Source organism: uncultured Gimesia sp. (assembly GCF_937910335.1).
GTDB lineage: Bacteria > Planctomycetota > Planctomycetia > Planctomycetales > Planctomycetaceae > Gimesia.
This window is the reverse complement of sequence record NZ_CALEMX010000522.1, coordinates 1-22420: the sequence shown is the minus strand read 5'-3', so window position 1 is coordinate 22420 and position 22420 is coordinate 1. Positions and strand designations below refer to the sequence as shown.

Here is a 22420-nt window from a genome sequence, read left to right as displayed (position 1 = left end):
AAGGGAACGTGGATGCAGAACAGTTTAAGGTTCTGATCGATGAGTATCACAATCAAGGAAAACCCTGGAAGGACCATGATCGATTTTTTAGCCCGCAATTGAAAGCGCTGGAATTAATTGCCGAAAATGGACACTCAGGATTTTATGAAGGCCCAGTCGCCGATGCAATGGTTGCTGTCTGTGGAAAGCAGAATGGTGGCATCCTGACGCACAAGGATTTGATTGAAACGCAACCGGTGATTCGCAAACCTCTGACTACTACATTCAACGGTTATACAATTTTGACGATGCCTCCCCCATCCAGTGGAGGCATCGCCATCATCGAGTCACTAAATATGCTTCACGCGTTAGAAACTCAGCAATTGAAGCCTGCCTTTACAAATCTGAAATATCATTCACCGCAACAGATCCACTTATTGACAGAAGTAATGAAACACGCATTTGCAGACCGTGCAGAGTATCTCGGAGATATGGATTTTGTTCCGGTACCAGTCCAGAGATTAACGGATCAGAAATATGCAACTCAGCTCGCGGCGCGCATTGATGCGAAAAAAACAAAATTATTGAAAGAGTATGGTCGCTATATCCCTCCGAAGGATAGCGGAACCAGTCATTATTCTGTGATGGATGCCAGAGGGAATGCTGTTGCTTGCACAGAAACCATTAACCTGACGTTTGGCAGTTACGTGGTCATTCCGAAATATGGTATCGTAATGAACAACGAAATGGATGATTTCGCTGCAATTCCAGGAAAACCGAATGCTTTCGGTTTACTTCAGAGTAAAGCAAATGAAATTGAGCCGGGCAAAAAACCACTTTCCAGTATGTCGCCCACGATCGCACTCAAAGACGGGAAAGCGATTTTTTCAGCAGGCGCTTCAGGCGGTCCCCGAATTATTTCCAGCACGCTTCAGGTTTTGTTAAACATGATCCTGTTTGGTATGCATCCGGAACAGGCTGTCGAATCGCCTCGCATCCACCATCAATGGATGCCCGAGGATCTTTTGTTGGAAAATGATCTTTTCGAACAGGTCGGAGACAAATTGAAACCATTCGGGCATGCTGCGAAGAAGAGTTCCAGTCTAGCTGCGACGCAAGCTGTTTCCCGTCAGCCGGATGGTTTACGAGGCCACAGCGATTCACGAAAACACGGGGCCGCTACTGGCTATTAAAGTAGTCCGAAAACTTGATTCAAGTTTAACTCAGACAAGAATTCGAATTATTTTTCGGGTGTACCTGATTTCTTATTAATCTCAATTTGCGTTTCAGAAATCAGTTGTTTTATGACTCCGGATTCTTCCGTTTCCGCTAACTTCTGCAGAGCTGCTACCGCCTCCTGAGTACCAATAGATTGTAATATTTTACAGGCTTCAATCCGCAGTGAAGAATCGGGATGATTCAATAATTTGATGACCGGTTTCTCCGCGATCTCCCCCATGATTCTGAGTGATATAATAGCAACTTTCTTATCTCGCCGATGGGATAAACGACCAACGAGGACCTCGGCAGTTACTTCAGAACGGATTTTTGGTAATAGTTTGATGATCTCTTCGCGTACCAGTCCATCTTTTTCTTCCGAGAGTAATGCTGAAAAATTCATCGTTGCATCATCGGTATACCAGACGGACATCGCATTCACGTGCTCTTTCATACGAAAACCGGTTTTGGCCAATGGTAGTGTTGTAGCAAGAACCGTAGAGACTCGTTGAAGCTGATCACTCGTCGGCTTCATGCGAACTAATTTTTTACAGGCTGTATCATGTGCAGTAGAGCTGGTTCCAGCAATGACGCGGAGAGCCCAGTCAAGTGTCTCCTCGCCAGGACGTGGCTTTAAGTCGCGATCATTGGCTAATGGATTCACATTTCCAGATTTTTTATCCGGTTCCTTCATCGCGGGTTTTGTAGAATTCGGATTTGTATTACTGTTTTTTGCGTCTGCTTTCACGGGATCTTTGACAGTAGATGCCGGCGGCGTTGAATTCGTTTTCTCCAGCGCGGCGAGCTCTGTAAGCTGGGTGTCAACCGTGATGATCCGGTTAGGAATATCAATCTCTTTGACCTTGCCCCACTTTAGATTCTGAGCAAATGCAAACAAATCTCTAGGTACAGGACGAACCACAAGAACCAGTTGCTTGTTAAAAACAAAGTGTTCTACATCACCCTGGCTCGATTCCGCGGGCGGTTCCTGTTTCGTTAAATCACCCGCTGAAGGCTTGGAGAAAGTCGCACGTATCTCATTTTGGATAATGGGCAATGCCTCTGGTTCATCACCACTGATGCCACGTACAATGATTGCAACCCCGGGATTTTTGCTATCCAGAGTTTTTTTACTCGTCTCGCTGATGATATTGGTCGGATTAGCCGGAATAGAAGGATCAGTTTTGACCGCTTCGGGTTTCTTTTGTGCCATCACCTTGGGTGTCACAGGAGAAGAAACCGCAGGCTGTTCTTTTTTTTGTGACAGCTTTGGCGTCTGTTGTTGTGAAGACGCACGATTATGATTCGTGTTATTCGAACGAGCAGAAGGTCCATAAGGATTGGAATTTGACTGCCGTTGACTGGAAGTACCAGACCCTCCGCATCCTGTAAAAAAGAAAGCAAGAGCCATCAGGAAAAAGAGCGGATTGGTTCTGGGAATGAGGTCCAGCATGGGAATTCGGATCTGCAGAGTTTATGAGGACATTCAAATACATCTGTTGGTAGGGAAACAGATTATACTTAATTTATACGTTACAGGGGCAAGTAAAAAAACAGACTATCTGGTCAAATAGACATAGTGCCCTTATGCCAAACTCATATCAGAAGCCGGATGTATATAGGATACTTCTGTTTCGGCATAGTTGCAACAGCCCATAGACTCTCTAAGTTCCCAGTTTTGTTATTTTTTAGGTATCTAGGGAGTTAGCCCCAGTACTGGTGCATTTTCGCTCGCAAAAAACCCACGCTTTCCTGTAGCTCTTCAATCCCGTTTACGCCATCTTCAATACTGATCCAGCTGTTAAAGCCCACTTCTTTGAGTTGGGAAAAAATGGTGTCGTAATCATTCAGCCCTTTTCCAATGACCCCATGACTGAGTCGACTGGCATATCCCAGGCTGTTTTCTTCTTTTCGCAAATCTTCAATGGTTCCTTCAATCAGATACCGATCGCTGGCATGCATTGTGAGGACGCGAATTTTGACCCGTGCGAGAAGTTCCAGTGGGTCTTCACCAGCCAGAATCGTATTACTGGGATCATAATTCACGCCAAAATGAGGGGAGTCAATGCGCGAGACAAGATCGCAGAAGACATCGGCCATCTGTGCAAATTCCGGATAATCCCAGTAATTGTCTTTGTAATGGTTTTCAATAGTCAGCGTGATTCCCAGTTTTTCGGCCAGCGGCAGACAGGCTTCGATCGAAGAAACCGCATACTGAATTCCTTCTTCACGAGAAACTTCCGGTCGCCGTTGCCCTGAAAGAACTCGACAATATTTCCCACCCAGCGCTGCCGTCATTTCCATCCAGAATTTTTCGTGCTCGATTTGCTCCTTTCGAAAAGATTCATCAGGGTGTGTAAAGTCCGGAGAACAACACATCATGGGTATTTCCAATCCCTGATCGCTGGCCATCTTTTTCGCTTCCGGCCAATAATTTTCGTTCTTCATTTCCAGGAAACCGGCATAAAATTCCAGTCCATCAATGTCGAGCGTGGCAGCCAGATCAATCCATTGGCGAAGGGTCATTTCTCCGGAAAGACATAGATCATCCATAAAGGCTTTGGGAAATGCGGCAAGTTTTGGCATGGAATATTCCAACGTATCATGTTTGAGGTTTGGTACAACAGTTAGAAAGCGTTGTGCTGTATTTGCAATTAGTGGGAGTCTTGTTCAGATTTACGGAGTGAGTACGGCTTTGACAATTTCACCGGAATGCATGGTTTCGAAAGCAGTATGCCACTCATTCAAAGACCAGACACCACCGATAATGGGTTCGATATTCAACTGGCCTGTTGTGAGCAATCGAATCACACGTTCCCAGATAGGCCAGTTATGACTGAAGCTGCCTTGCAGACGAATATTCTTTTGCACTAAAGGATCGAGCGAGAAACCCAATGGTTGAGGCCCCCAGCCAACTTTACTGACCCAACCACCCGGTCGCACAATTTCCAGCGACTTTTTTAATGTGATAGAGACGCCGGCAGCATCCACAACTCCGTTCACGCCCAGTCCATCTGTCTCAAACGCCCAGTCATCTAAGCCATCAATCACAGGTTGACAACCATAAAAGCGTTTGGCGATTTCTAAACGCTCTTTGTCTCGTTCGAGACCAACCACAGCAACCTCAGCTCCCTGTAAGCGGGCCATGGCTGCACAGAGTAAACCGATGGGCCCCGGGCCAAATACAACGATCCGGTCTCCCGGTTGAATATCGCCATTCATAACGACGGCGTTAAAAGCGACACAGCATGGTTCGGTAAGAGCCGCTTTTTCTAAAGGTAAACTATCGGGAACATGGTGCAGACACCGAGCTGGCACGCGAACAAAACGTGTCATCGCGCCGTTCACACCGTACCCAAACCCTTTCCTCGTAGGATCCAGATTGTAGCGTCCCTCGCGTGACATGGGGTTATCAGGATCGATGATCGCCGCTGTTTCGCTGACAACACGATTACCTTCAGACCAGTTTGTTACCAGACTTCCCGTTTTATAAATCGTACCAGCAAATTCATGTCCGAGTACAACCGGATAATTCACCGGCCAACTATGGTCGGCCGTCCATTGATGGAGATCGCTACCACAAACGCCGACAGCAGAGACTTCAAGCAGTACCTCATCTGCTCCAATATCGGGAACCGGAATATCTCGTAACTCGACAGATTTTGCCTCAGGGGCATAATTCACCACTGCTGTTTGCGTCATATCAACCGGATTCATTTTTTACCTCTTATGGGAACATCGCCGTAAGCATGAACTTTTTCACAAATCAATCTTAAGGAGTCTTCCAGATTTCCGCTGGCAGTCTTAAATGAATCGGCATCGATTGTAAGTGGGGCACCCAGTACAACCAGGGGCGCCCCATATTCAGGTGTCTGAATCGCCTGTTCCAGAGAGAGACCTCCGACTGCTTGAACGGGTACACTCACGGCTGCGACCACTTCTTTTAATTGATCCAATGGGCTCGGCATCCGCTCTCCCCGTGCTGCAATGCCTCGTCGTTCATCATAGCCGACATGATGGATGACATAGTCACAGCCCAGGTCTTCCAGTTTTTTGGCCGCTGAGACCATATCATCACCCAGATTATCGCCCATCACTTCGACTCCATGGTCTTGACCCGCCTTGACGACACATCGAATCGTTTCTACATGTGCACGTGACATCACAACGACTTGCGTTGCGCCTGCTTTTGCCATCATTTCTGCTTCGAGATAACCACCATCCATGGTTTTTAAATCAGCAACAATTGGCGTTTCCGGAAATTGTTTTCGGAGCTCACGAACACAATTTAAACCTTCTGCGAGAATCAGAGGAGTTCCCGCTTCCAGCCAGTCAACGCCCGCCCGCATAGCCATAGCCGCTGTTTCCAAAGCTTCCTCGATATTGGTCAGATCTAATGAGATTTGTACGATCGGTTTCATAAACCCCTTTTCACTTTCATGGTCGATATTTGATCGGTCTTTTTTGATTCAACGGCATTCAATTGCAATAAGGTCATCGTAGCGGAAAAAATCGAGAATTGCGAATCTACAAGGAACTGATGGCGTCGTGTATACAGGGTCTTTATTCACCATTGAAGTAAGTCAACTCTCTGGATTGATCGATTTCACTTTGCTTTGCTTGCCACTGTAAAAAGTGTGGTTATGTATACGTTTCTTGGGTTTCAGCAGCGGATGGTTTAGTCGTAGTCTTCGTAGGCGTTAAAGTTTGCCAGCAAAGTAAGCGGTGGTGTGGAATTTGACGGTTTTGAGGTAAATTCTGGTCCTTCAGAATCCGATTCGTTATAGAGCGTGCTGTGCCGCGCAAATGAGACGACTGAATGAAGCGGGATGATTGTAGGACAGCCAGAAATGCCTTCTGAATTAATGGATGATGATCAAGTTCAAAATAAATTACACGAGCGCCAATCTTCATTGGGGGTTCGGGCATTGATCATTTTGGTTGCCGCTTTGGTTGGCGGGATCGGTTGTGCTCAATGGGTGAGGAGCATTCGTGTAGAGACCTATGTTGGCTCGTTGCAGGCACCAAAAACCATCATTACTGCAAAAAATAACGCGGTCATTCAGGAGATCTACGTTAAAGAGGGGCAGGTGGTTTCCAGCGGAGAAATCGTTGTAGCACTCTTTGACCATTCCCTCGATCAAAACTGGAAAGCAAAGCAACAGGAATTGATTGCACTGGAAGCGGAACTCGAGCAGTCGAAGGCGAAAACAGAAGTTGAATTGGCATTGCGAAATAAAGAAATTGAATCAGAAGTTTTTAACGCCAAATTGAAATCTTCTCAATATCTTAAAGAACAATACATTCACCAGATTACTAATCTGGCATGGCAGGATTTCCTCCAAGACTATGATTCTCTTTCCAGCAACGGTTCAAGTGAAGAAGTATTTCGGTCGCTGGTCTATGAGAGTCGCCTCCCAGATGAAAACAGAATAACGGCAATGTTGAGACAGGAGTCTGCTCGAAACTCAGCCGAAGTGTTTTCTGCACGAGTCAAGCTCTGTGAAGAACAAATGACAGAACTGAAAGCGATCCAGAAAAAACTACCTAAACAGATCCGGTTGGCAATGGGCGTCGAAGTGATGATGAATCGTCTGGATCGAGTCAAGAGCGAACTCAAGCAGATAGAATCACAACGAGATGCTTTGCTGCTCAAAGCGACGGGATATGGAAAGGTGGGAATTTTCGAAAAAGAAATCGGAGATCCAGTCAGAAAAGGGGCTCCCATTGTGGAGCTATTCGACAAAGAACATCCATTTCTGATTGTGGAAGTCCCTTCTCGAAAAATCAATCTGTTTAATAAGGGAACAGAAGTCAAAATCGCCTTTTCAGGAAATAAGAAAGGCACAGGCATCGTTCAAAAAATTTCAGAACAGGCAATTCAAAAACCAGGTCTGCGCGAGACTGTGATCCAGGTCTATCTTGAACCCTCAGGGCGTCTCTGGCCCGACTTGCCTATGGGATCGACTGTTGACGTCTCTCTAAAGAAATAACCGGATCGGCAGTCCAGACTGAGTAATTACTCATGTAGTAATGAAACTCTAACTTCAGGTAACGCCAGACCTTCTGTCATAAATGATCTTTGTTGCCAAATTTCGACTTGAAATAAGAATAGATCAGATACAATATCTGACAAATCTGGTGATTCGTATCAGGAGTCATCATCACCAGAAACCTGAAAAACGTGCTCAATTTCTGTGGGGATTCTAATGAAGAATTCTCTTTCTGAAGAGTTTTTTCAGGCTCGTTCTTTAACAAACAGAGTCGTGCGGCTGCAGGAAGCTGGTTCGCCGAGTTTCATTCTCAAACGTTTTTATTGAGGAGCAGACCGTTGGCTTTTTCAGCTATCCTTCCGTTTTCGGCACACGTGACAGAGCGACCTTCCGTCGATGCAGTCGAAGAAATGCAGCTACGCACGTGGGCCAGAAGGAACTACATTCACGAGTCACAGCGCGAAGATCGTTGGCACCCTGTCATTTTAGACGAGATGCTTCGTATCGATCAGGAATAATTCCACAGGCTTGGTCTGGCTTAATATTCTTTCAAGATGGGTAGAATTTCTGTCTGGCGCTTTCCAGCAGTGACGTGCACTTGATTCTGTTCATCCACAAAAACATTCACTTCGCTGCGCACTCCAAACTCAGGAAGATAGATCCCCGGCTCAATCGAGAAACAGGTTTGAGGTAAAACAAGCCGCTCTTCATGTGTTTCCAGGTTGTCCATATTGGCACCATTTCCGTGCGTTTCCTGTCCAATGCTATGCCCCGTTCGATGAACAAAATAAGATCCGTAGCCAGCTTGATCGATCACGTCTCTGCAGGCTTGATCGACTTCCCAGCCTTGAAGTGAAGTGCCAGATTGAAATGCATCCTCTACCAGAGTGATGGCTGCATCCCGGGCTTCTGCAACAATCTGAAAAATCTTGGTAAAAGATTCAGGAACATTCAGGCCTGCAAAACCAACGCGCGTCATATCACTGTAAACTCCTCGCGGGACATCCAGTTTGGCCCAGAGGTCAATGAGTACGAAGTCTCCCTCTCGAATTGCAGTTTCAGAACCGGTCCCTGTTTCGTAATGAGGATCGCCACTGTGTGCCGCCCGTGCAACAATCGGCGGATGATAAGTCGTCAACCCAGTTTCATTGAAATGGTTCATGATCTCATCTGAAACGGCTGCTTCTTCAACCCTCCCCTGCTCTCGAATTTGAGTGGCGATAAATGACCAGGCGATCTCAAAGGCCTTGTCAGTTTCTACACCAGCTTTCTGATGCAAGTCCCATTGCTCTGCATCCCATACCGCTTCGAAAAGTTGTACCAGATCCCCCGAGGGCACGATGTCCTCGACTGATTCACGAACCAGTTCGAGAGTTCCAGCGTCAACGCGAGAGATATAAGGATTGGCATTCCTGGGAGAATACTCCATCGCAATCGACTCGGAATCGCGCAGTAATGTTTCAACACCTGCTTCCAGTTCCTGCCATTTCAGATAAACAATTTTTTCGCCGGGAAGATGGTCGAGGGCTTCAGATTCAATTCGGTGAACCAGCTTGACAGGCTGTCCGAATCTGGGAACGTAATAAAAAAATCGCCGTGTACTCATTGTTTCTTCAGAGATATCAAGAATTCTTCTAGCCAGCACATTGTTTCCACGAAAATCATAGAACAACCAGCCATCCAGAGAAAATTGTTTCAATGCGGCCTGCACTTTTATAAGTTCGAACATTCGGGGAATACCTGAAAAAACAAGAAAACGGATTTCACTAACAAAAGGAATCGTCGTTAAACAAATCAATGTAAGGCCTTAGAATCACAAATTCAAGAAGACAGATAAGGGTAGATCTGGAACAGACCGCATTCTTCCCGGAAAAACCGCTTGAATCAAGAGAGTTTCAGTTGCGAATGCTACTTACTGTCTAGACAATAAACGCCTGTTTTAAGGAATCTCACATTCCAAACTCAAATAAACAACGACTTACGTGTGACTGAGGAGAAACGACGATTGCCACTGTATCAACGGAAATTGCTTACCAGAAATGCATTTCACCCACTTGTGAGGCAACCTATTCATTAGACGAAGTCTTAACAAGCTGTCCGAAATGTGGCGAGCTACTGGACGTTTCCTATCGCTGGGATCAAGTGCCTGTTCCACAGTCCTTACGCGAATTTGAAAAACGATGGAGCAATCGGAATACGCCGATTGATTTCAGTGGTGTCTGGCGGTTTCGTGAACTGTTACCCTTCGCTCAAGATCATCAAATCATCACGATTGGCGAAGGGCAGACGATGCTCAAAGCCTCACAGCCAGTCGCCCGCTATGCAGGCCTGAATGACGATGGTCTCTATTTGCAATACGAAGGGTTGAACCCTTCCGGAAGCTTTAAAGATAATGGCATGACTGCGGCTTCCACACATGCTGTTATGGTTGGCGCGAAAGTCGCGGCATGTGCGTCGACCGGGAATACCAGCGCTTCCCTGGCGATTTATTCGAGTGTGGCACAAAAATTTCAAGTGGTTGTGTTTGTCGGTAGTGGAAAAATTGCGTTCGGAAAATTGTCTCAGGCACTCGATTACGGCGCAAAAACAATTCAAATTCAAGGAGACTTTGATGATGCACTGGCTCGCGTTCGTGAAGTCTGCAACCAACAAGGAATCTACTTGTGCAATAGTGTGAATCCATTTCGGCTGGAGGGTCAGAAATCGATTATGTTTCGCGTTCTGGAAAGTCTGAACTGGGAAGTGCCGGATTGGATTGTGGTTCCCGGAGGAAATCTAGGAAACTCCAGCGCATTTGGAAAAGCCTTTATGGAACTCAAATCGCTGGGACTGATCGATCGGATTCCGCGCCTGGCAATCATCAATGCTCAAGGAGCCAATACCCTTTATCAACTTTATGAACAGCATGGGATGCGCTGGAATGGTGGTCATTATGATCGCCCTCATTCAGCCGACTTCTTTTCTCAGATGGATAAAGAAAACCGACGTGCCTCAACTCTCGCCAGTGCGATTGAAATAAACCGCCCGGTTAATTTTTCTAAATCATTAAGAGCCCTTGATATATGTGATGGCGTCGTACGTGAGGTCAACGATCAGGAGATTCTTGATGCGAAAGCACAGGTGGGAGCAGGTGGGCTAGGTTGCGAACCCGCCAGTGCAGCCAGTGTGGCGGGAGTGAAGTTACTCAAAAATGAAGGGGTGATTGCCTCCAGTGACCGCGTTGTTTGTATTCTGACCGGACACCAACTGAAAGATCCCAATGCAACAGTCGCCTATCATTCTGCGACTGATGAACATATGGATGAAAAATTAACAAGCCACGGCGTAAACAATGCACCTTTTTCAAACGGGCCTATTGTCGTTGAGAATGATTTAGATAAAATAATAGAGGTGATTCAATCTTTTTGAGAATCTTCGCAGTAAATATTTTCCTGTTGTAAATGACGAAAACTCAATACACCACTCTGTTTGGGTTCTGATATTTGTTAAATTGAAGTTGGTGATCGCGGTGAGTTTTGAAAAAATAAGGGACACGGAATGAGTACACCCTTTGAGGAATTGGAGTATCTAGCCGATTTTCTTCCTGATGAAGGAGAGTCGGTGATTGTTTCACGGAATCAAGGTGAATTGGTTTGTGAAAATTTCCAAAAAGAGCGTCCACTGGATGAAATAGCAAGCCCTGATTTTTACGGGCATTTGGTCCATGCCAATGAGAGACTCAGTTCATTAGTCGCTCGTCCCATTTGGATCGCGACACTAATCTGGTTCTGGGTTTGCGTAATGATCCACACAAAACTTGGATGGGGCTGGGACGGCTGGTATCTGGATCTTGGTCTCGCCCTGGTGGCGATGGCAGCCAGCTATGCAGCCATTCGTCTACGTCAGGACCGTTATTTCAAACAGGAAGTCCGCCCGACACTCAATCGCCAAATGTATGGAAGTAACTTGAGCAAATATGCTCTGATCGGTGTCATCAGACAGCGTCCTGAATTACGAACATTGCTGGACACGCTTTCGCGCTCCATGCATTGAGGACGCCAAACTCTCTTCGGCTAAAACGACATCTGATAATCAATCAGGCCTTGTACATAAATGTCTGAATCCAGAATTTGGACCTGATAATCAGAGATGTTTTGAATGTGTGGTATCTTTTCCAGCCCTTCTCCAGCGATTGGAGTGATCGCCGCTTTGCCTCCCACCAACTTAGGGGCAATGAATACGTGAACTTCATCGATGAGCTTCTCATCAAAGCAAGAGCCCAGCAAGCTACCACCACCTTCGATCAGGATATTTGTCATTTCCTTTCGGCCCAGTTCCAGTAGACATTGATGAAGATCAAGTTGCCTGCTGTTGGTTCGCGAGGAACTTTGAATCAACAAGACTTCGACACCCGCCTTTTCAAGTGGTCTGATATTTTCGGGGGGAGCCGATTCATGTGCGATCACAATCACGGGGGCATCGCTGATAGATTGTACCAGGTTGGATTGACAAGAGAGCGTTGCCTGTGAGTCAACGATAATTCGTGCGGGCGTTCTTGCTCCCGCGGGTCGAACAGTGAGTAGCGGATTATCTTTTTTTGCCGTCTGGTGACCGATCATGATAGCATCCATGCAACCGCGAAGACGATGTACGATTTCCCGGGAACGTTCATTTGAAATCCATTGAGAATGACCGCCTCCTGTTGCAATTTTCCCATCAAGGGTCATCGCCCACTTTGCGTGTACCCAGGGTAGTTCTTTCGTTACGCGTTTGATAAAGGGACGCACCAGTTTTTGTGCGGCAGATTCCAAAAGCCCTACTTCGACCTCAACTCCCGCCTTTTGTAATTCTGTAATTCCACCACCTGCAACATGTGGTGCAGGGTCTCGCATAGCGATGACGGCTTTTTTGATGCCAGCCTGAATTAAGGCTTGAGAGCAAGGCCCCGTTTTTCCATGATGGCAGCATGGTTCCAGAGTGACGTAAATCGTCGCGTGTTTTGCATTACTTCCGGCCATATTTAAAGCATGGATTTCAGCATGAGGGCCCCCATATTGTTGATGGTACCCTTCCCCTATCAGTCGCAGATTTTCATCAACGATGACCGAGCCGACGGCAGGATTCGGTTCCACATATCCCCTACCCAGTTTGGCCAACTCGAGGGCACGTTGCATCACGTCTTCGGGACTGGAAAACTGCCTCATGGTATCCACTGACTGATTTGCTTTCCTGCACATTGAGTTTTTGAACGAACAGCGTTTTTAAAATCGTGCGCGTTCAAAACAGAGTGATCTTTTTCTAATTAAGACTGACCCGGTAACCAGAGCTTTTTCTCAGAATCTGAGGAAGAATCTGGTGCATTTTCTCCCGGAGCCCAAATACCTTCTGGATCCAGAAAGGCTGACTCTTTCATCCAGGGAACATCCAGTTCGAATGCCTCTGCAAATGCTTTGAGATATTCTTTTATTTGTGGAGTCTTTTTACCGTATTGATCCCAGATTTGTTTCATAAAACCTAAAAGCTCAGGATCGGTTGTGTCTTCTAAACGGAATGAAAGTTCTCGCATTTTCCATTGCAGTTCACTCTCAAAGGCATTCTCTGATTTTGTCCGGGCGTTTTCCTGTCCTTGATGGATCCATGAGAGCGTTTCTGCTCGCTGGTTGCGTTTATGGCAGATTTCAGTCAACGTTGAATAAACACGATCCAGATCAACTTCTTTTTTACATTCATCACGATCCAGAATTACGATCAAAACATCATACAAAAATCGTGGATGGCGGATGAGTAAGGCTCGGTTGAAAATATACATTAGCTGTGCATTGCTAAGTTCTTTAACCGGGATTCTGTTTTGAGTCATAGAAGAGCAGGTATTGAAATGCGACGATTCATCGATTTCAAGATGAGGGATCTCTGATATGTTGAGGTTCGGATCGAGCTCATCGAAGCGCAGGAAATGACCTAACGCCAGAGATTGGGCATCAAGTACATACGCGGCAGCCGTTAATGCAACTTTCATGTCGTCATCGCTGGCAGCTTCCTGAGGTGTTTTTTCACTCAGCCCCGCTAATGGTATGTTTGCCCACGTGTTGGAAAGCAGCTCGTTCCATTTCTGAGCCTCCAGTTCTCGACGTTTAATAATGGGCATTTTTTGTGGAAAACTCCAGCGGAAAAAAAGAGGCCATTGTTCGGTGGGGATTGAAGATAATGGATTGCTCGGCTCATCGTTGTCTCGATCCAATACCTTCAAGCCACATTCTTTTTTTCCTTGATCGCCCAGAGCTTCGTCAAACACTTTTTCTGCTGATGTATGTTGGTCACCTTCATAAGCATAGAGCCGGACGATTGCCGGTTGCTCCAGTTGCCTGTCAGCATCAAAGACATCGATATCGCCAATCACGACAGATACATTCTCAAGAGTAATCTCATCTCCTTTTGACTCAATATCAACGGGAGTATTTACAATTTGAAAATAGGCGGTCGGTGCGCTCTCCTCCGGATCTTGTTCTTGCTCGGGTGGAACATTTCCGCGCATCATCTGCGCATGATTTTCCAGTAATGTCAGGAATTTCGAAAGCGATTCGACTTCATAAACGGTTTCTACAGAATTAACGACTTCACCGGTGTTATTCAAATCGAGCAGTTGCCCCAGTGTCTCCAGCTCGACCGCTGCTGCAAAATCAGTTTCGATTTTTGCGGCTTGATGAAATAAATCAGCCGATTGGATCTCGTCAGTTGCCCACGCATAACAAAATGCAGCGTTTTTCCATAAAGTAACCTGTCCGGTTGCTTCCGCCAGTTGTTTGAACAAACCTGCGGCCAAACGATAACAGCCCAAGTTGGCAAGACGTTGCGCTTTTTCAAACGTTGCCTGTTGTTCGGAATCATCGATGGAGCAACGTTCCAGAACGTGCACACCACGGAACTGGTAAGGAATTTGATCATCGCCATCAAATTCCAGGAGGTTCATGAATAAGTTTTGTTGATACTCCTGAGATGCAACCCGCATTGCCAATGCGAAATGTTCACGTGCCGCCAGATAGTAACCACGCATTTGCAGGGCAATCGCAATGCTGATGGCCAGAGGTGTTGCCAGACTGACATCGATGGCGGCACATTTTTGGAAGGCAGTATAAATCGTTTTTTGCGCTTTCTTATAGCCTTGCGCAAGAAATGTCGAAGTGGCTAACAAAGAATGGGCGGCTGGATGATCAGGATCGTGCTCCAGACATTGTTCAAGAGGCTGGAGGGCATCTGCAAACCGTCTTTCTGCCATTAAGATCTGAGCCTCTGTAATGTAGCTCAGAGGTTGTTCCGGGTGATTGTTCTTGAGCCGATCCAATAATTGCAACGCAGTAGCAGTCTGATGCGTTTCATGAAGATGTGAAATTTTACTGATTTCATCGCCAATGGAATGACAGCAAAATTTGTATTTCTTTCCGCTATTGCAGGGGCAAGGATCGTAAGAATCGATACTCATAACCTCAGCCTTCTTTGTTTTCAGGAGGTTGTATGTGTGGACTTGTAGCTCGATATGAAAACAGTGTTGTCGTACAGGATTGAAGTAGAGTCACGTCTATAGGTACGGGCCTGAAATCCAAAAAAATATCTTATCATAAAAGAACGCCATATTGCACGCGCGCAGTGCTTCGTTCTCTGAGAAATTGCTTACTCCCCCTGATTGTATCAAAAAAAGAGACTTCAAATTGTTTCTATTTTGCCTGCAAGGGGTTACAAAACGGTCTTTTGATTAGCTGTCTAATGCTTGTTGCATGTCGGCGACCAGATCCTCAGGACTCTCGATTCCAACTGAAACTCGGACTGTTTTTTCTGTGATCCCGGCTGCGCGACGGGCTTCCAGCGTCATTGAAGCATGGCTCATGCTTTCCGGGTATTCTATCAAAGACTCTACTCCACCCAGAGATTCTGCCAGCAGGAACAGTTTGGTATTCAGCATGACTTTTTCTGCAGCGGCACGTCCCTCTTTCACATCAAAACTCAGCATCCCACCAAAACCATCTTGCTGACGCTTTGCCAGTTCATGGTCGGGATGTGATTCCAGACCGGGATAATAAACACGTTCTACTTTAGGGTGAGCCTCCAGCATTTGTGCCAGAGCCATTGCACCGCGTTGATGTGCTTCCATGCGTGGTGCCAGAGTTTTAATACCACGCAATACAAGCCAGGCATCAAAGGGAGAGCACCCTAATCCCAACGCATTCGATATATAAGCGACTTGTTCGGCCAATTCTTCAGTTCGTGAAACGACACATCCACCAACAACGTCCGAGTGGCCGTTTAAATATTTTGTCGTCGAATGTAATACGATGTCAACGCCAAATTCTATCGGCCTCTGAAGATAGGGAGAGCAAAATGTGTTGTCGGCAATCGTGATAATTTCGGAGCCTGCTTCAGAAGCGATTTTGGTGACAGCCGGGATATCAACCAGATTTAGCAGAGGATTACTGGGAGTTTCAATCCAGATAGCTTTTGTTTCAGGTGTAAGGGCAGACCGAACGGTTTCAATGTCTCCCATTTTTACAAAGGAAAATTTGATTCCCCATTTTGTAAATACATCTGCAAACAAACGATACGTCCCACCATAAATGTCATCGCCAGCAATAATGTGATCGCCGGGTTTGAATAGATGCATTACCAGAGTTATGGCAGCCATCCCGGTTGTCGTTGCACGGCAGGAAACACCACCCTCCAATGCCGCAATGTTCTCTTCCATTGCACTTCGTGTTGGATTCCCGCTCCGTGTGTAATCGAATCCCTTATGACTTTCCAGGCTGTCCCAGTAGAAAGTCGAAGTTGTATAGATCGGAGTCGTACAGCTGTTAAACGTACTGTCTTTGTCAACTCCAGTATGAACGCACTTTGTTTCAAAACGCATGGTAAACGGTCCAATAATTCGTGATTTATTCGAGAGAGACTCGGTGTAAGCCTCAAGAGGTCCTTGTTTTTCAAGAGACACAATACAGGATGAGAGGTTCTACTCTCTATTCGTTCTAGTGAAGAATACAGTCACAGTCTGCTGCTGGCTACTGTTCTACCGGGAGAACTCATATCAAAGGCGTGAGTGATTGACACCTTTGTTAATGTGGTTTCCAGAAGCCATGATTTGGTAATGACTTGTAACGTTCAGGTCCGATCAACGTGCCCCGTCAAACAACGCAGTTGACAAATAACGTTCCCCTGAGTCGGGAAGTATAACAACAATCGTTTTTCCCTCTGCTTCGGGACGTTTGGCAATTTCCAAGGCGGCATGCATGGCGGCGCCACAGCTGATCCCACAGGTAATTCCTTCCTGACAGGCAACTTTTTCTGCCATCTCAAACGCTTCATCATCAGTAACCTGAACGACTTCATCAATCAGAGAGGTGTCACAGTTTCCAGGAATGAACCCGGCTCCGATTCCCTGAATTTTGTGTTTCCCAGGTTCTCCTCCAGAAAGAACGGGACTGCTTGTTGGCTCCACAGCAATGGATTTTACATTGAGCCCTTTTTCTTGTTTCAGATATCGTGTGACCCCGGTAATCGTTCCACCTGTACCCACGCCAGACACAAAGTAATCTACCTTTCCATCTGTATCATTAAAAATTTCCGGCCCCGTCGTCTTAAAGTGAATCTCGGGATTGGCAGGATTATTAAATTGCTGAGGCATGAAAAATTCAGGACTGCCAGATAACTCTTCTGCTTTTTGGATCGCGCCTTTCATGCCATCGGCACCAGGAGTCAGTACCAGATTGGCACCGAAGCCTTTCAGCATCAAGCGACGTTCTACTGACATGGAGTCTGGCATTGTAAGCGTCAATTTGTATCCGCGAGCAGCACAAACAAAGGCGAGTGCAATTCCTGTATTACCACTAGTGGGTTCAACTACTTGCATTCCGGGTTTTAATGTCCCACTTTTTTCAGCGTCCCAAATCATATTCGCACCAATGCGGCACTTCACACTGTATGCGGGATTACGCCCTTCAATTTTTGCAAGTACAGTTGCCTTGAGGCCTTGCGTTAAATGGTTGACTTTAACCAGTGGAGTCTGACCGATTGTTTCAGAATTGTCTTTATAAATGGGCATTTCTTTTTCTTTCAATGACATTAGCTTTTAGAGGGAGTATCAAAACGAACCGGAGATCGAATTAATTTGCAATGTGGTAAAAGCAGTCAAAAGACTCAAATTCAGCAGTCCTCGACAGATCGCCAGTATTATGTAAAATCTCTGAAAAAGTGGCAATCCCATTATTAGCTGATCTTAAAGCGTCATCCTGTCAAAATAGATTGAAAATAAGGAATGATTTGTACTTGAAAGGCCTGGATGCTGAAATAACCAAAGAAAGCAGCCGCCCAGACCATCGCCACAAATCTCAGAGGGTTGGTGCTGATACTGCGACTGAGAATTTTTGAGTTCATATACAGCAGGATCATCGAGTACAGAAACATCACACCACCATTCATGGCCGCTGATGTCTCTATTAAAAACAAAGGCTGCTTAAACAGAGGGTTAATCGATCCATACATCAGAATGGCAGAACCCAGCAGAATTTCGCTCCAGAGGAAAGTATAATAAAGTTTGCTCAATGACCAGCGCTCATTATCTCTCAAATAATTCACTTTCAGAATATCGGCAGAGATGCGCGCGGTGACGTCGAGAACTCCCAGTTCGGTTGTGAGAAGAATAGCAGCCCCCATCAGTAGAAAGAGCAACTTAAAAGTTCCGCCGAGTTTGTCTTCAAGCAGAGTCGCTTGACCCCAGATAAAATTAAGTCCAGAACCAAACTGAGCTACGCCCTCTTTGAGTTGCCCGTTGGCATCATAAAACAGGGAATAAGATATGAGTGACAATAAAACCAGACAGGCGAGACAGGTCAGGAAAAAACTGAAGAAGTGTTCGATATTCGCAGCCCGCCACCATTGTTGCCAGCGTTTTTGGTTTTCATCAGTATGTTTGAAATGATAACCAACTTCACTGACCGCTTCCTCTTGTCCGGTAATCGGACTGGTAATTCGTCCAATATACTTGCCCATGCCGTAACCCTTATCCTTGATGAAGTTACTTTGGCCAAGATTCATTGTTCCACCCGCACCGGCAAACGCCAGCGCTCCCAGAAGCGCCATGGTAGTCAATCCACTGGTTTCATCAGGCATCTTTCCTATACTAACGCTCCCCTGAATCATGGATGTGATAGCGTAAGGTTCGATAAGATAGATTCCCAGAATCACGGCGATGAGGAAAATCATGCCGACCAGGAAAATTTGAATTTTTTCAACGGTGTTATAGACCACCGGACCGGTTGTCAAAACGATTCCCACTAACAGCAAGCCGGCAATTCCCAAAAACGAACTGTACTTTGCCTCGTATTGCAGATCCTTCCCCTGATTAATGTTGTTGAACAATTCTCCGGATTGATCCAGGCTTTGATTACGAGCGAATACGCTACTCAAAGTGTCACGCTCCGATTCATCCATCGGGCCGCGCCACTTTAAAGTGTCTGTCTCTGTTGAGTAGGAAACGTTTTCAGGAAGCCCCTCCAGTGAAAATTGAGCAGCCATAGGTTCAACTTGAACGCTGGCAATCGTCTCCGGCCCAAAAAATGTCCAACTCAGCATGGTGCCCGCACCAGTTGCCCAGCCCGGCCATGCCCAGGGAATGATATTCAACAGCAACATCACCCATGCCCAGTTTTTATTCAGGCGACAAAAACCGGTAATCGCGCTCTCTCCTGTAGCCAGGGTCCAACGCTCGATTTCCATGTTCATAAAAAACTGTGTGATTACACCCAGCAGACAGGCCCAGAAGAAGATGAAACCGGTTTTATAAGTGATGTAAGGCCAGAGCACAAATTCCCCAGAACCAAGCGAAAGTCCTGCCAACATAATGCTGGGGCCAATCATTTTTCTCCAGGAGATTGCCGGCGGCATATCTTTATATTTCAGCGGAGGCAATGATTGATGCGGAATGATCTCGTCAGGTACCAATTCTTCTTCGAGATCAGGATTGCTTTGATCTGACATGGAAAAGTCTTTCATGAACGGCGAGCAGATTTCAGAGAGCGTTCATTCTAAACTGAAAGTTTCTCGCCCGCCACTCAATCCAGGTCAAGATCACCAGGGCACACAAAATTGCTTTCCGTAGGTCATTTATCAACACTTCAGTCAGATTGGATTTTCTTGATCCATGAAACCTGAGTAATCAAATGATTTAAAGAAGCAAAAGAAATATGCGCGTTCGTTGCATATTTGGGTGACGAATTCGCAGGAAAAGTTGCTAATGTTGCATCACCAACAAGAAATACATTGAAATCGCGAGAAAGGTTCTCGTAACCGGCTGTGGTTTTGCAAAAGCACATATCTGTTGCATACCCCGTGAGTAAAATATGGCGAATGCCTTGTTTTTTCAAAAACAATTTGAGTGGACCATAGCCTTCTCGGTCAAAGATCAAAACATCATTATGATGAACCGTTACGTCACTTGTGACAGGGACAGGAACCTTCCAGAATCCTTTTCCATTGAATCGATCACCGGCATTGAGCCCCGAGAATTGTTTAAAATAATCAATGACAGGATGTTCTTTCGAAAGAGAGAGTTGGGTTGGTAAAGGCTCTCCCTTATAGGACAGACTCTTCAATTGCTTTGTCAGATTTTTTTGCGCCTGTTCTCGTTCGGCTTTGGAAGGATTGGTATCAAACGTTCGATACAGTTTTTTTCTAATGGGATCAACGTCACCAATCAAACTGTACATCACCATCGCTTTGTTTTTTCTCATTCTTTTGAGAAAGGGGTCGATCACTTCCCGAGTATGCCGCCCCGCCAAATGATTTTTTTCAGGAGTGCAGAAATCTGCGACACCCGCCGGTTCAGGAGTTTTCCAGCCTTGACCATCATCGATACCCCAGGGATGCACCATGATCACAGCGGTTTTGTCAGCGCGAATTTTGTTGGGCAATTCAATAATGCCTCGCGCATTGTAGGAAAACCTCCAGGTTCTCACACTGAGATCCGCCTGATCGTCGTCAACTAATAGGGGAGCTTCAAAGCGGCGGAGTTCGATAATGGGCTGAATAAATTCCGGATGATCTGCCAGTAAAGGCTTGGGGTGGTGAATCGGTTTCAGCGTGTTTTGATAAATGCGTGTTTCTTCACCAGCCATACCGAAGCGCGCCTGCCCCAGCATCAGACAAACAAAAACTAAGCTACCTATTAAAAAATATGAGCCTTTCATCTTTCCGATCGCTCCTTGATTTATTGAAGTATGAATTGAATAGAGGACTAATTTTTCTTTGCGGAGACACGTTTTGCAATGTCACTTAAGCCAACAATTTCTGCCCGATTCCCCGCTTGATTCACAAGATCACAGATAAGTTTGATCGTTTCAAAATTCGGGTCTTCCACATACATGATCGAGGGGTGACAGAGAAAATCAAAAACCCCTCCCTGCTCTATCGCCTGCTGAACGCAGAGTTCAACAGATTTGAGAAAGTATTTTAACTTCCAGTAACTGGAACGAAAGGCGCCGACATCACTGATCGGGCTCATGGGAATTTCAATCAACCCTGTGGGATAGACATATGGTTGAGCCCTTTGTTGAGCCTGTAATATGGATTGATAAATCTCTTTTCTGGGTTCTTCCTTGGGTTTACTGTATTTGTGTTGCGGATACCCGGAACTCACCCATTCGAAGCCTTCAGCCAACAACATCTTTTGCAAATCTTCACGTTTGTTAAGCGCGCTATTCGAGCCACCCGGCGTTCGAAACCCATCAGGCTCTATCCCCAGTCGCTGTTTCATGGCATCGGTAGTCAAGCGAATGTTTTGACGAATGACTTGCTCTGCAGTTTTACCGCCCAGAAGCCAGGGAGAACGTTGAAAACGAAATTGTGTTTGTTGCGGTTTTGTAGCCCAGACATTGACGTGGTCATATGTGTGATTGCCGATAGGGTGTCCCATTTCAGAAATCTTTTTAAGCCAACCTACATCTTTTTGTTCCAGAACACGCCCCACACAAAAAAAATGAATCTGGCCTCCTGATTCACTTGCAACCTCAGCAGATTTTAGTGAGTAAGCTTTCGTTTCCGAATTCAAATTTCCCTTTTGAAAATCCCACTCGAGAATATTTCTTTTGGGATATTGACGACTCATTTCCAAATCAAATGTGATAGCGATTTGTGCTTTTTTTCGAGTGGACGTCTCTGCAGAACGTGCAATAGGTGTTCGTATTCCCAAAGCGGAAGCTGTTAAAATACTCATGAATGAGCGACGAGTGAAAGCAGAATAAAGTTCGGTCATCAGCATGTTTCTTCAATGTGTGTATGTGAATGGAATCGTACGAGTCGTTTATGAAAATCGCAATTTCCTCTGATTATATCTAAGTGAGTGAATGATTCACCTTGTTTCCCTGCACGCAAAGATCAAATACATTTTTAATGTTAATATTCCTTGCAAACGAAGGCTTTTACTCCTTACTTTGGATTCATTTTTATCAAGGAAAAAACAATTTTGTATATTGCTTTGTTCAGTGTCCTGTGCTAGAATTCGCTTGTTGTTTTGGAGTGGTGTTACCACGATTCCATATCTGCCAGGAGGCAGCCGCGTAGTGACCGCTGTAGGTGTCGCTGAATTTTTTATCGCGTTGTTTCTTTCCGATTCTATTTATCATCGGAGAATTCAATCTCCAATAGAGTCGACCCTTCTATTTAACAGAATGATAATTGGACTGCGTAAAAGGTACGCACTTCTTATCGGGGTTGGAAAAACGACGACGTAAAAAATCTGGTAGGGTTTGATCTCATGACGGAATCAAACAAATACATCGAGTCGGATAAATTTGCATTTGACCTTGTTGCCAACCTTGCACGATCACCGGGTGCATTTCCACAAACTGGAAAATTTAGTAGCAAGGTTTGGGCTCAGCTTTTTGGAATGACAGAAAAAAACTTCAAGGAACTATTAAAAGAGACAGGAATCCCACACTTTAAATTTGGAAGTAATGTGATCGTTGATGCAAAAGATTTCTGGACGAGCCAGAAAAAGAAAGAAGCGTTATAACTCGACAATTTTCTTTTAGAATTTCGACGTTTAGCAACAAAGGGTTTTCTCGACACGAAAAAATGTTGAAAACAGTATCAACAGAACGGTTGAACGTCTCATTTGAAACGGGCGTAATCAATCGTAGAGTCTCTCTGTTCGAGTAAAGAACGCTTCCATCCAAATGAATGGCATACTTGCTATTATGTAATCCAGTTCTAAGACC

The 22420-nt window shown here is 45.5% G+C and carries 18 protein-coding genes; 6 read left to right on the top strand and 12 right to left on the bottom strand.

Annotated features, from left to right (window positions below; translation table 11 throughout):
- Nucleotides 1–1172: gamma-glutamyltransferase family protein (locus Q0668_RS21565; protein ID WP_298868448.1), on the top strand; the 1172-nt coding region annotated here is incomplete at its 5' end.
- Between the two features lie 47 nt (nt 1173–1219).
- Here Q0668_RS21565 and Q0668_RS21560 read toward each other — a convergent pair.
- The 4 genes from Q0668_RS21560 to Q0668_RS21545 form a co-directional block, all read right to left on the bottom strand.
- Nucleotides 1220–2650 (bottom strand): HEAT repeat domain-containing protein, encoded by a 1431-nt coding sequence (locus Q0668_RS21560; protein ID WP_298868446.1) that lies wholly within the window; start codon nt 2648–2650, stop codon nt 1220–1222.
- A 251-nt stretch (nt 2651–2901) separates the two neighbouring features.
- Nucleotides 2902–3783, bottom strand: coding sequence for a sugar phosphate isomerase/epimerase family protein (locus tag Q0668_RS21555; RefSeq protein WP_298868444.1), 882 nt, complete (start codon nt 3781–3783; stop codon nt 2902–2904).
- A 90-nt stretch (nt 3784–3873) separates the two neighbouring features.
- Nucleotides 3874–4899, bottom strand: coding sequence for a zinc-binding dehydrogenase (locus Q0668_RS21550; RefSeq protein WP_366918973.1), 1026 nt, complete (start codon nt 4897–4899; stop codon nt 3874–3876).
- 11 nt (nt 4900–4910) lie between these two features.
- Nucleotides 4911–5618, bottom strand: a complete 708-nt coding sequence (locus Q0668_RS21545) for an orotidine 5'-phosphate decarboxylase / HUMPS family protein (protein WP_298868439.1) — start codon at nt 5616–5618, stop codon at nt 4911–4913.
- Between the two features lie 429 nt (nt 5619–6047).
- Between Q0668_RS21545 and Q0668_RS21540 the strand changes: the two genes are divergently transcribed.
- Entirely contained in the window at nt 6048–7190 is a 1143-nt protein-coding gene (locus Q0668_RS21540; RefSeq protein ID WP_298868437.1) for an HlyD family efflux transporter periplasmic adaptor subunit, read from the top strand.
- Between the two features lie 338 nt (nt 7191–7528).
- A complete protein-coding gene (locus Q0668_RS21535) occupies nt 7529–7708 on the top strand; it encodes a hypothetical protein (RefSeq protein ID WP_298868435.1) in 180 nt (59 codons plus the stop codon).
- Nucleotides 7709–7728: 20 nt separating this feature from the next.
- Here the strand turns inward: Q0668_RS21535 and Q0668_RS21530 are convergent, their stop codons facing one another.
- On the bottom strand, nt 7729–8919 hold the full coding sequence (locus tag Q0668_RS21530; protein WP_298868434.1) for a M24 family metallopeptidase: 1191 nt from the start codon (nt 8917–8919) through the stop codon (nt 7729–7731).
- Nucleotides 8920–9194: 275 nt separating this feature from the next.
- On the opposite strand from Q0668_RS21530, the gene thrC reads away from it, so the two are divergent.
- Complete coding sequence (thrC, locus tag Q0668_RS21525) at nt 9195–10598, top strand: threonine synthase (protein WP_366918972.1); 1404 nt, start codon at nt 9195–9197, stop codon at nt 10596–10598.
- A 129-nt stretch (nt 10599–10727) separates the two neighbouring features.
- Nucleotides 10728–11222 carry a hypothetical protein gene (locus Q0668_RS21520; protein WP_298868430.1) on the top strand — a complete coding sequence of 165 codons (495 nt, stop codon included), beginning with the start codon at nt 10728–10730 and terminating at the stop codon, nt 11220–11222.
- Nucleotides 11223–11242: 20 nt separating this feature from the next.
- Here Q0668_RS21520 and ribD read toward each other — a convergent pair whose 3' ends face one another.
- The 7 genes from ribD to Q0668_RS21485 all read right to left on the bottom strand — a co-directional run bounded on the left by ribD (nt 11243) and on the right by Q0668_RS21485 (nt 21456).
- The gene (gene ribD, locus Q0668_RS21515) at nt 11243–12343 is read right to left on the bottom strand and encodes a bifunctional diaminohydroxyphosphoribosylaminopyrimidine deaminase/5-amino-6-(5-phosphoribosylamino)uracil reductase RibD (RefSeq protein WP_298868427.1); all 1101 of its coding nucleotides are present in this window, start codon (nt 12341–12343) and stop codon (nt 11243–11245) included.
- Nucleotides 12344–12471: 128 nt separating this feature from the next.
- Complete coding sequence (locus Q0668_RS21510; protein WP_298868425.1) at nt 12472–14646, bottom strand: SEC-C metal-binding domain-containing protein; 2175 nt, start codon at nt 14644–14646, stop codon at nt 12472–12474.
- A 270-nt stretch (nt 14647–14916) separates the two neighbouring features.
- Nucleotides 14917–16062, bottom strand: a complete 1146-nt coding sequence (locus Q0668_RS21505) for a PLP-dependent aspartate aminotransferase family protein (protein WP_298868424.1) — start codon at nt 16060–16062, stop codon at nt 14917–14919.
- A gap of 258 nt (nt 16063–16320) precedes the next feature.
- Nucleotides 16321–17250, bottom strand: a complete 930-nt coding sequence (gene cysK / locus Q0668_RS21500; RefSeq protein WP_298868422.1) for a cysteine synthase A — start codon at nt 17248–17250, stop codon at nt 16321–16323.
- Between the two features lie 182 nt (nt 17251–17432).
- The gene (locus tag Q0668_RS21495; RefSeq protein ID WP_298868420.1) at nt 17433–19184 is read right to left on the bottom strand and encodes an Nramp family divalent metal transporter; all 1752 of its coding nucleotides are present in this window, start codon (nt 19182–19184) and stop codon (nt 17433–17435) included.
- Nucleotides 19185–19321: 137 nt separating this feature from the next.
- Entirely contained in the window at nt 19322–20392 is a 1071-nt protein-coding gene (locus Q0668_RS21490) for an isochorismatase family protein (RefSeq protein WP_298868418.1), read from the bottom strand.
- 47 nt (nt 20393–20439) lie between these two features.
- On the bottom strand, nt 20440–21456 hold the full coding sequence (locus tag Q0668_RS21485; RefSeq protein WP_298868416.1) for a polysaccharide deacetylase family protein: 1017 nt from the start codon (nt 21454–21456) through the stop codon (nt 20440–20442).
- A 501-nt stretch (nt 21457–21957) separates the two neighbouring features.
- On the opposite strand from Q0668_RS21485, the gene Q0668_RS21480 reads away from it, so the two are divergent.
- Nucleotides 21958–22215, top strand: a complete 258-nt coding sequence (locus Q0668_RS21480) for a hypothetical protein (protein ID WP_298868415.1) — start codon at nt 21958–21960, stop codon at nt 22213–22215.
- The last annotated feature ends 205 nt before the right edge of the window (nt 22216–22420 follow it).

Bases quoted from the DNA above. Each gene is read 5' to 3' on its own strand.
- Q0668_RS21550 (WP_366918973.1), bottom strand. From the start codon at position 4,899: ATGACGCAAACAGCAGTGGTGAATTATGCCCCTGAGGCAAAATCTGTC.
- Q0668_RS21540 (WP_298868437.1), top strand. From the start codon at position 6,048: ATGCCTTCTGAATTAATGGATGATGATCAAGTTCAAAATAAATTACAC.
- Q0668_RS21485 (WP_298868416.1), bottom strand. From the start codon at position 21,456: ATGACCGAACTTTATTCTGCTTTCACTCGTCGCTCATTCATGAGTATT.
- Q0668_RS21480 (WP_298868415.1), top strand. From the start codon at position 21,958: ATGACGGAATCAAACAAATACATCGAGTCGGATAAATTTGCATTTGAC.
- Q0668_RS21555 (WP_298868444.1), bottom strand. From the start codon at position 3,783: ATGCCAAAACTTGCCGCATTTCCCAAAGCCTTTATGGATGATCTATGT.
- Q0668_RS21545 (WP_298868439.1), bottom strand. From the start codon at position 5,618: ATGAAACCGATCGTACAAATCTCATTAGATCTGACCAATATCGAGGAA.
- Q0668_RS21505 (WP_298868424.1), bottom strand. From the start codon at position 16,062: ATGCGTTTTGAAACAAAGTGCGTTCATACTGGAGTTGACAAAGACAGT.
- Q0668_RS21510 (WP_298868425.1), bottom strand. From the start codon at position 14,646: ATGAGTATCGATTCTTACGATCCTTGCCCCTGCAATAGCGGAAAGAAA.
- Q0668_RS21560 (WP_298868446.1), bottom strand. From the start codon at position 2,650: ATGCTGGACCTCATTCCCAGAACCAATCCGCTCTTTTTCCTGATGGCT.
- cysK (WP_298868422.1), bottom strand. From the start codon at position 17,250: ATGCCCATTTATAAAGACAATTCTGAAACAATCGGTCAGACTCCACTG.
- Q0668_RS21495 (WP_298868420.1), bottom strand. From the start codon at position 19,184: ATGTCAGATCAAAGCAATCCTGATCTCGAAGAAGAATTGGTACCTGAC.
- Q0668_RS21490 (WP_298868418.1), bottom strand. From the start codon at position 20,392: ATGAAAGGCTCATATTTTTTAATAGGTAGCTTAGTTTTTGTTTGTCTG.
- ribD (WP_298868427.1), bottom strand. From the start codon at position 12,343: ATGCAACGTGCCCTCGAGTTGGCCAAACTGGGTAGGGGATATGTGGAA.
- Q0668_RS21520 (WP_298868430.1), top strand. From the start codon at position 10,728: ATGAGTACACCCTTTGAGGAATTGGAGTATCTAGCCGATTTTCTTCCT.
- Q0668_RS21530 (WP_298868434.1), bottom strand. From the start codon at position 8,919: ATGTTCGAACTTATAAAAGTGCAGGCCGCATTGAAACAATTTTCTCTG.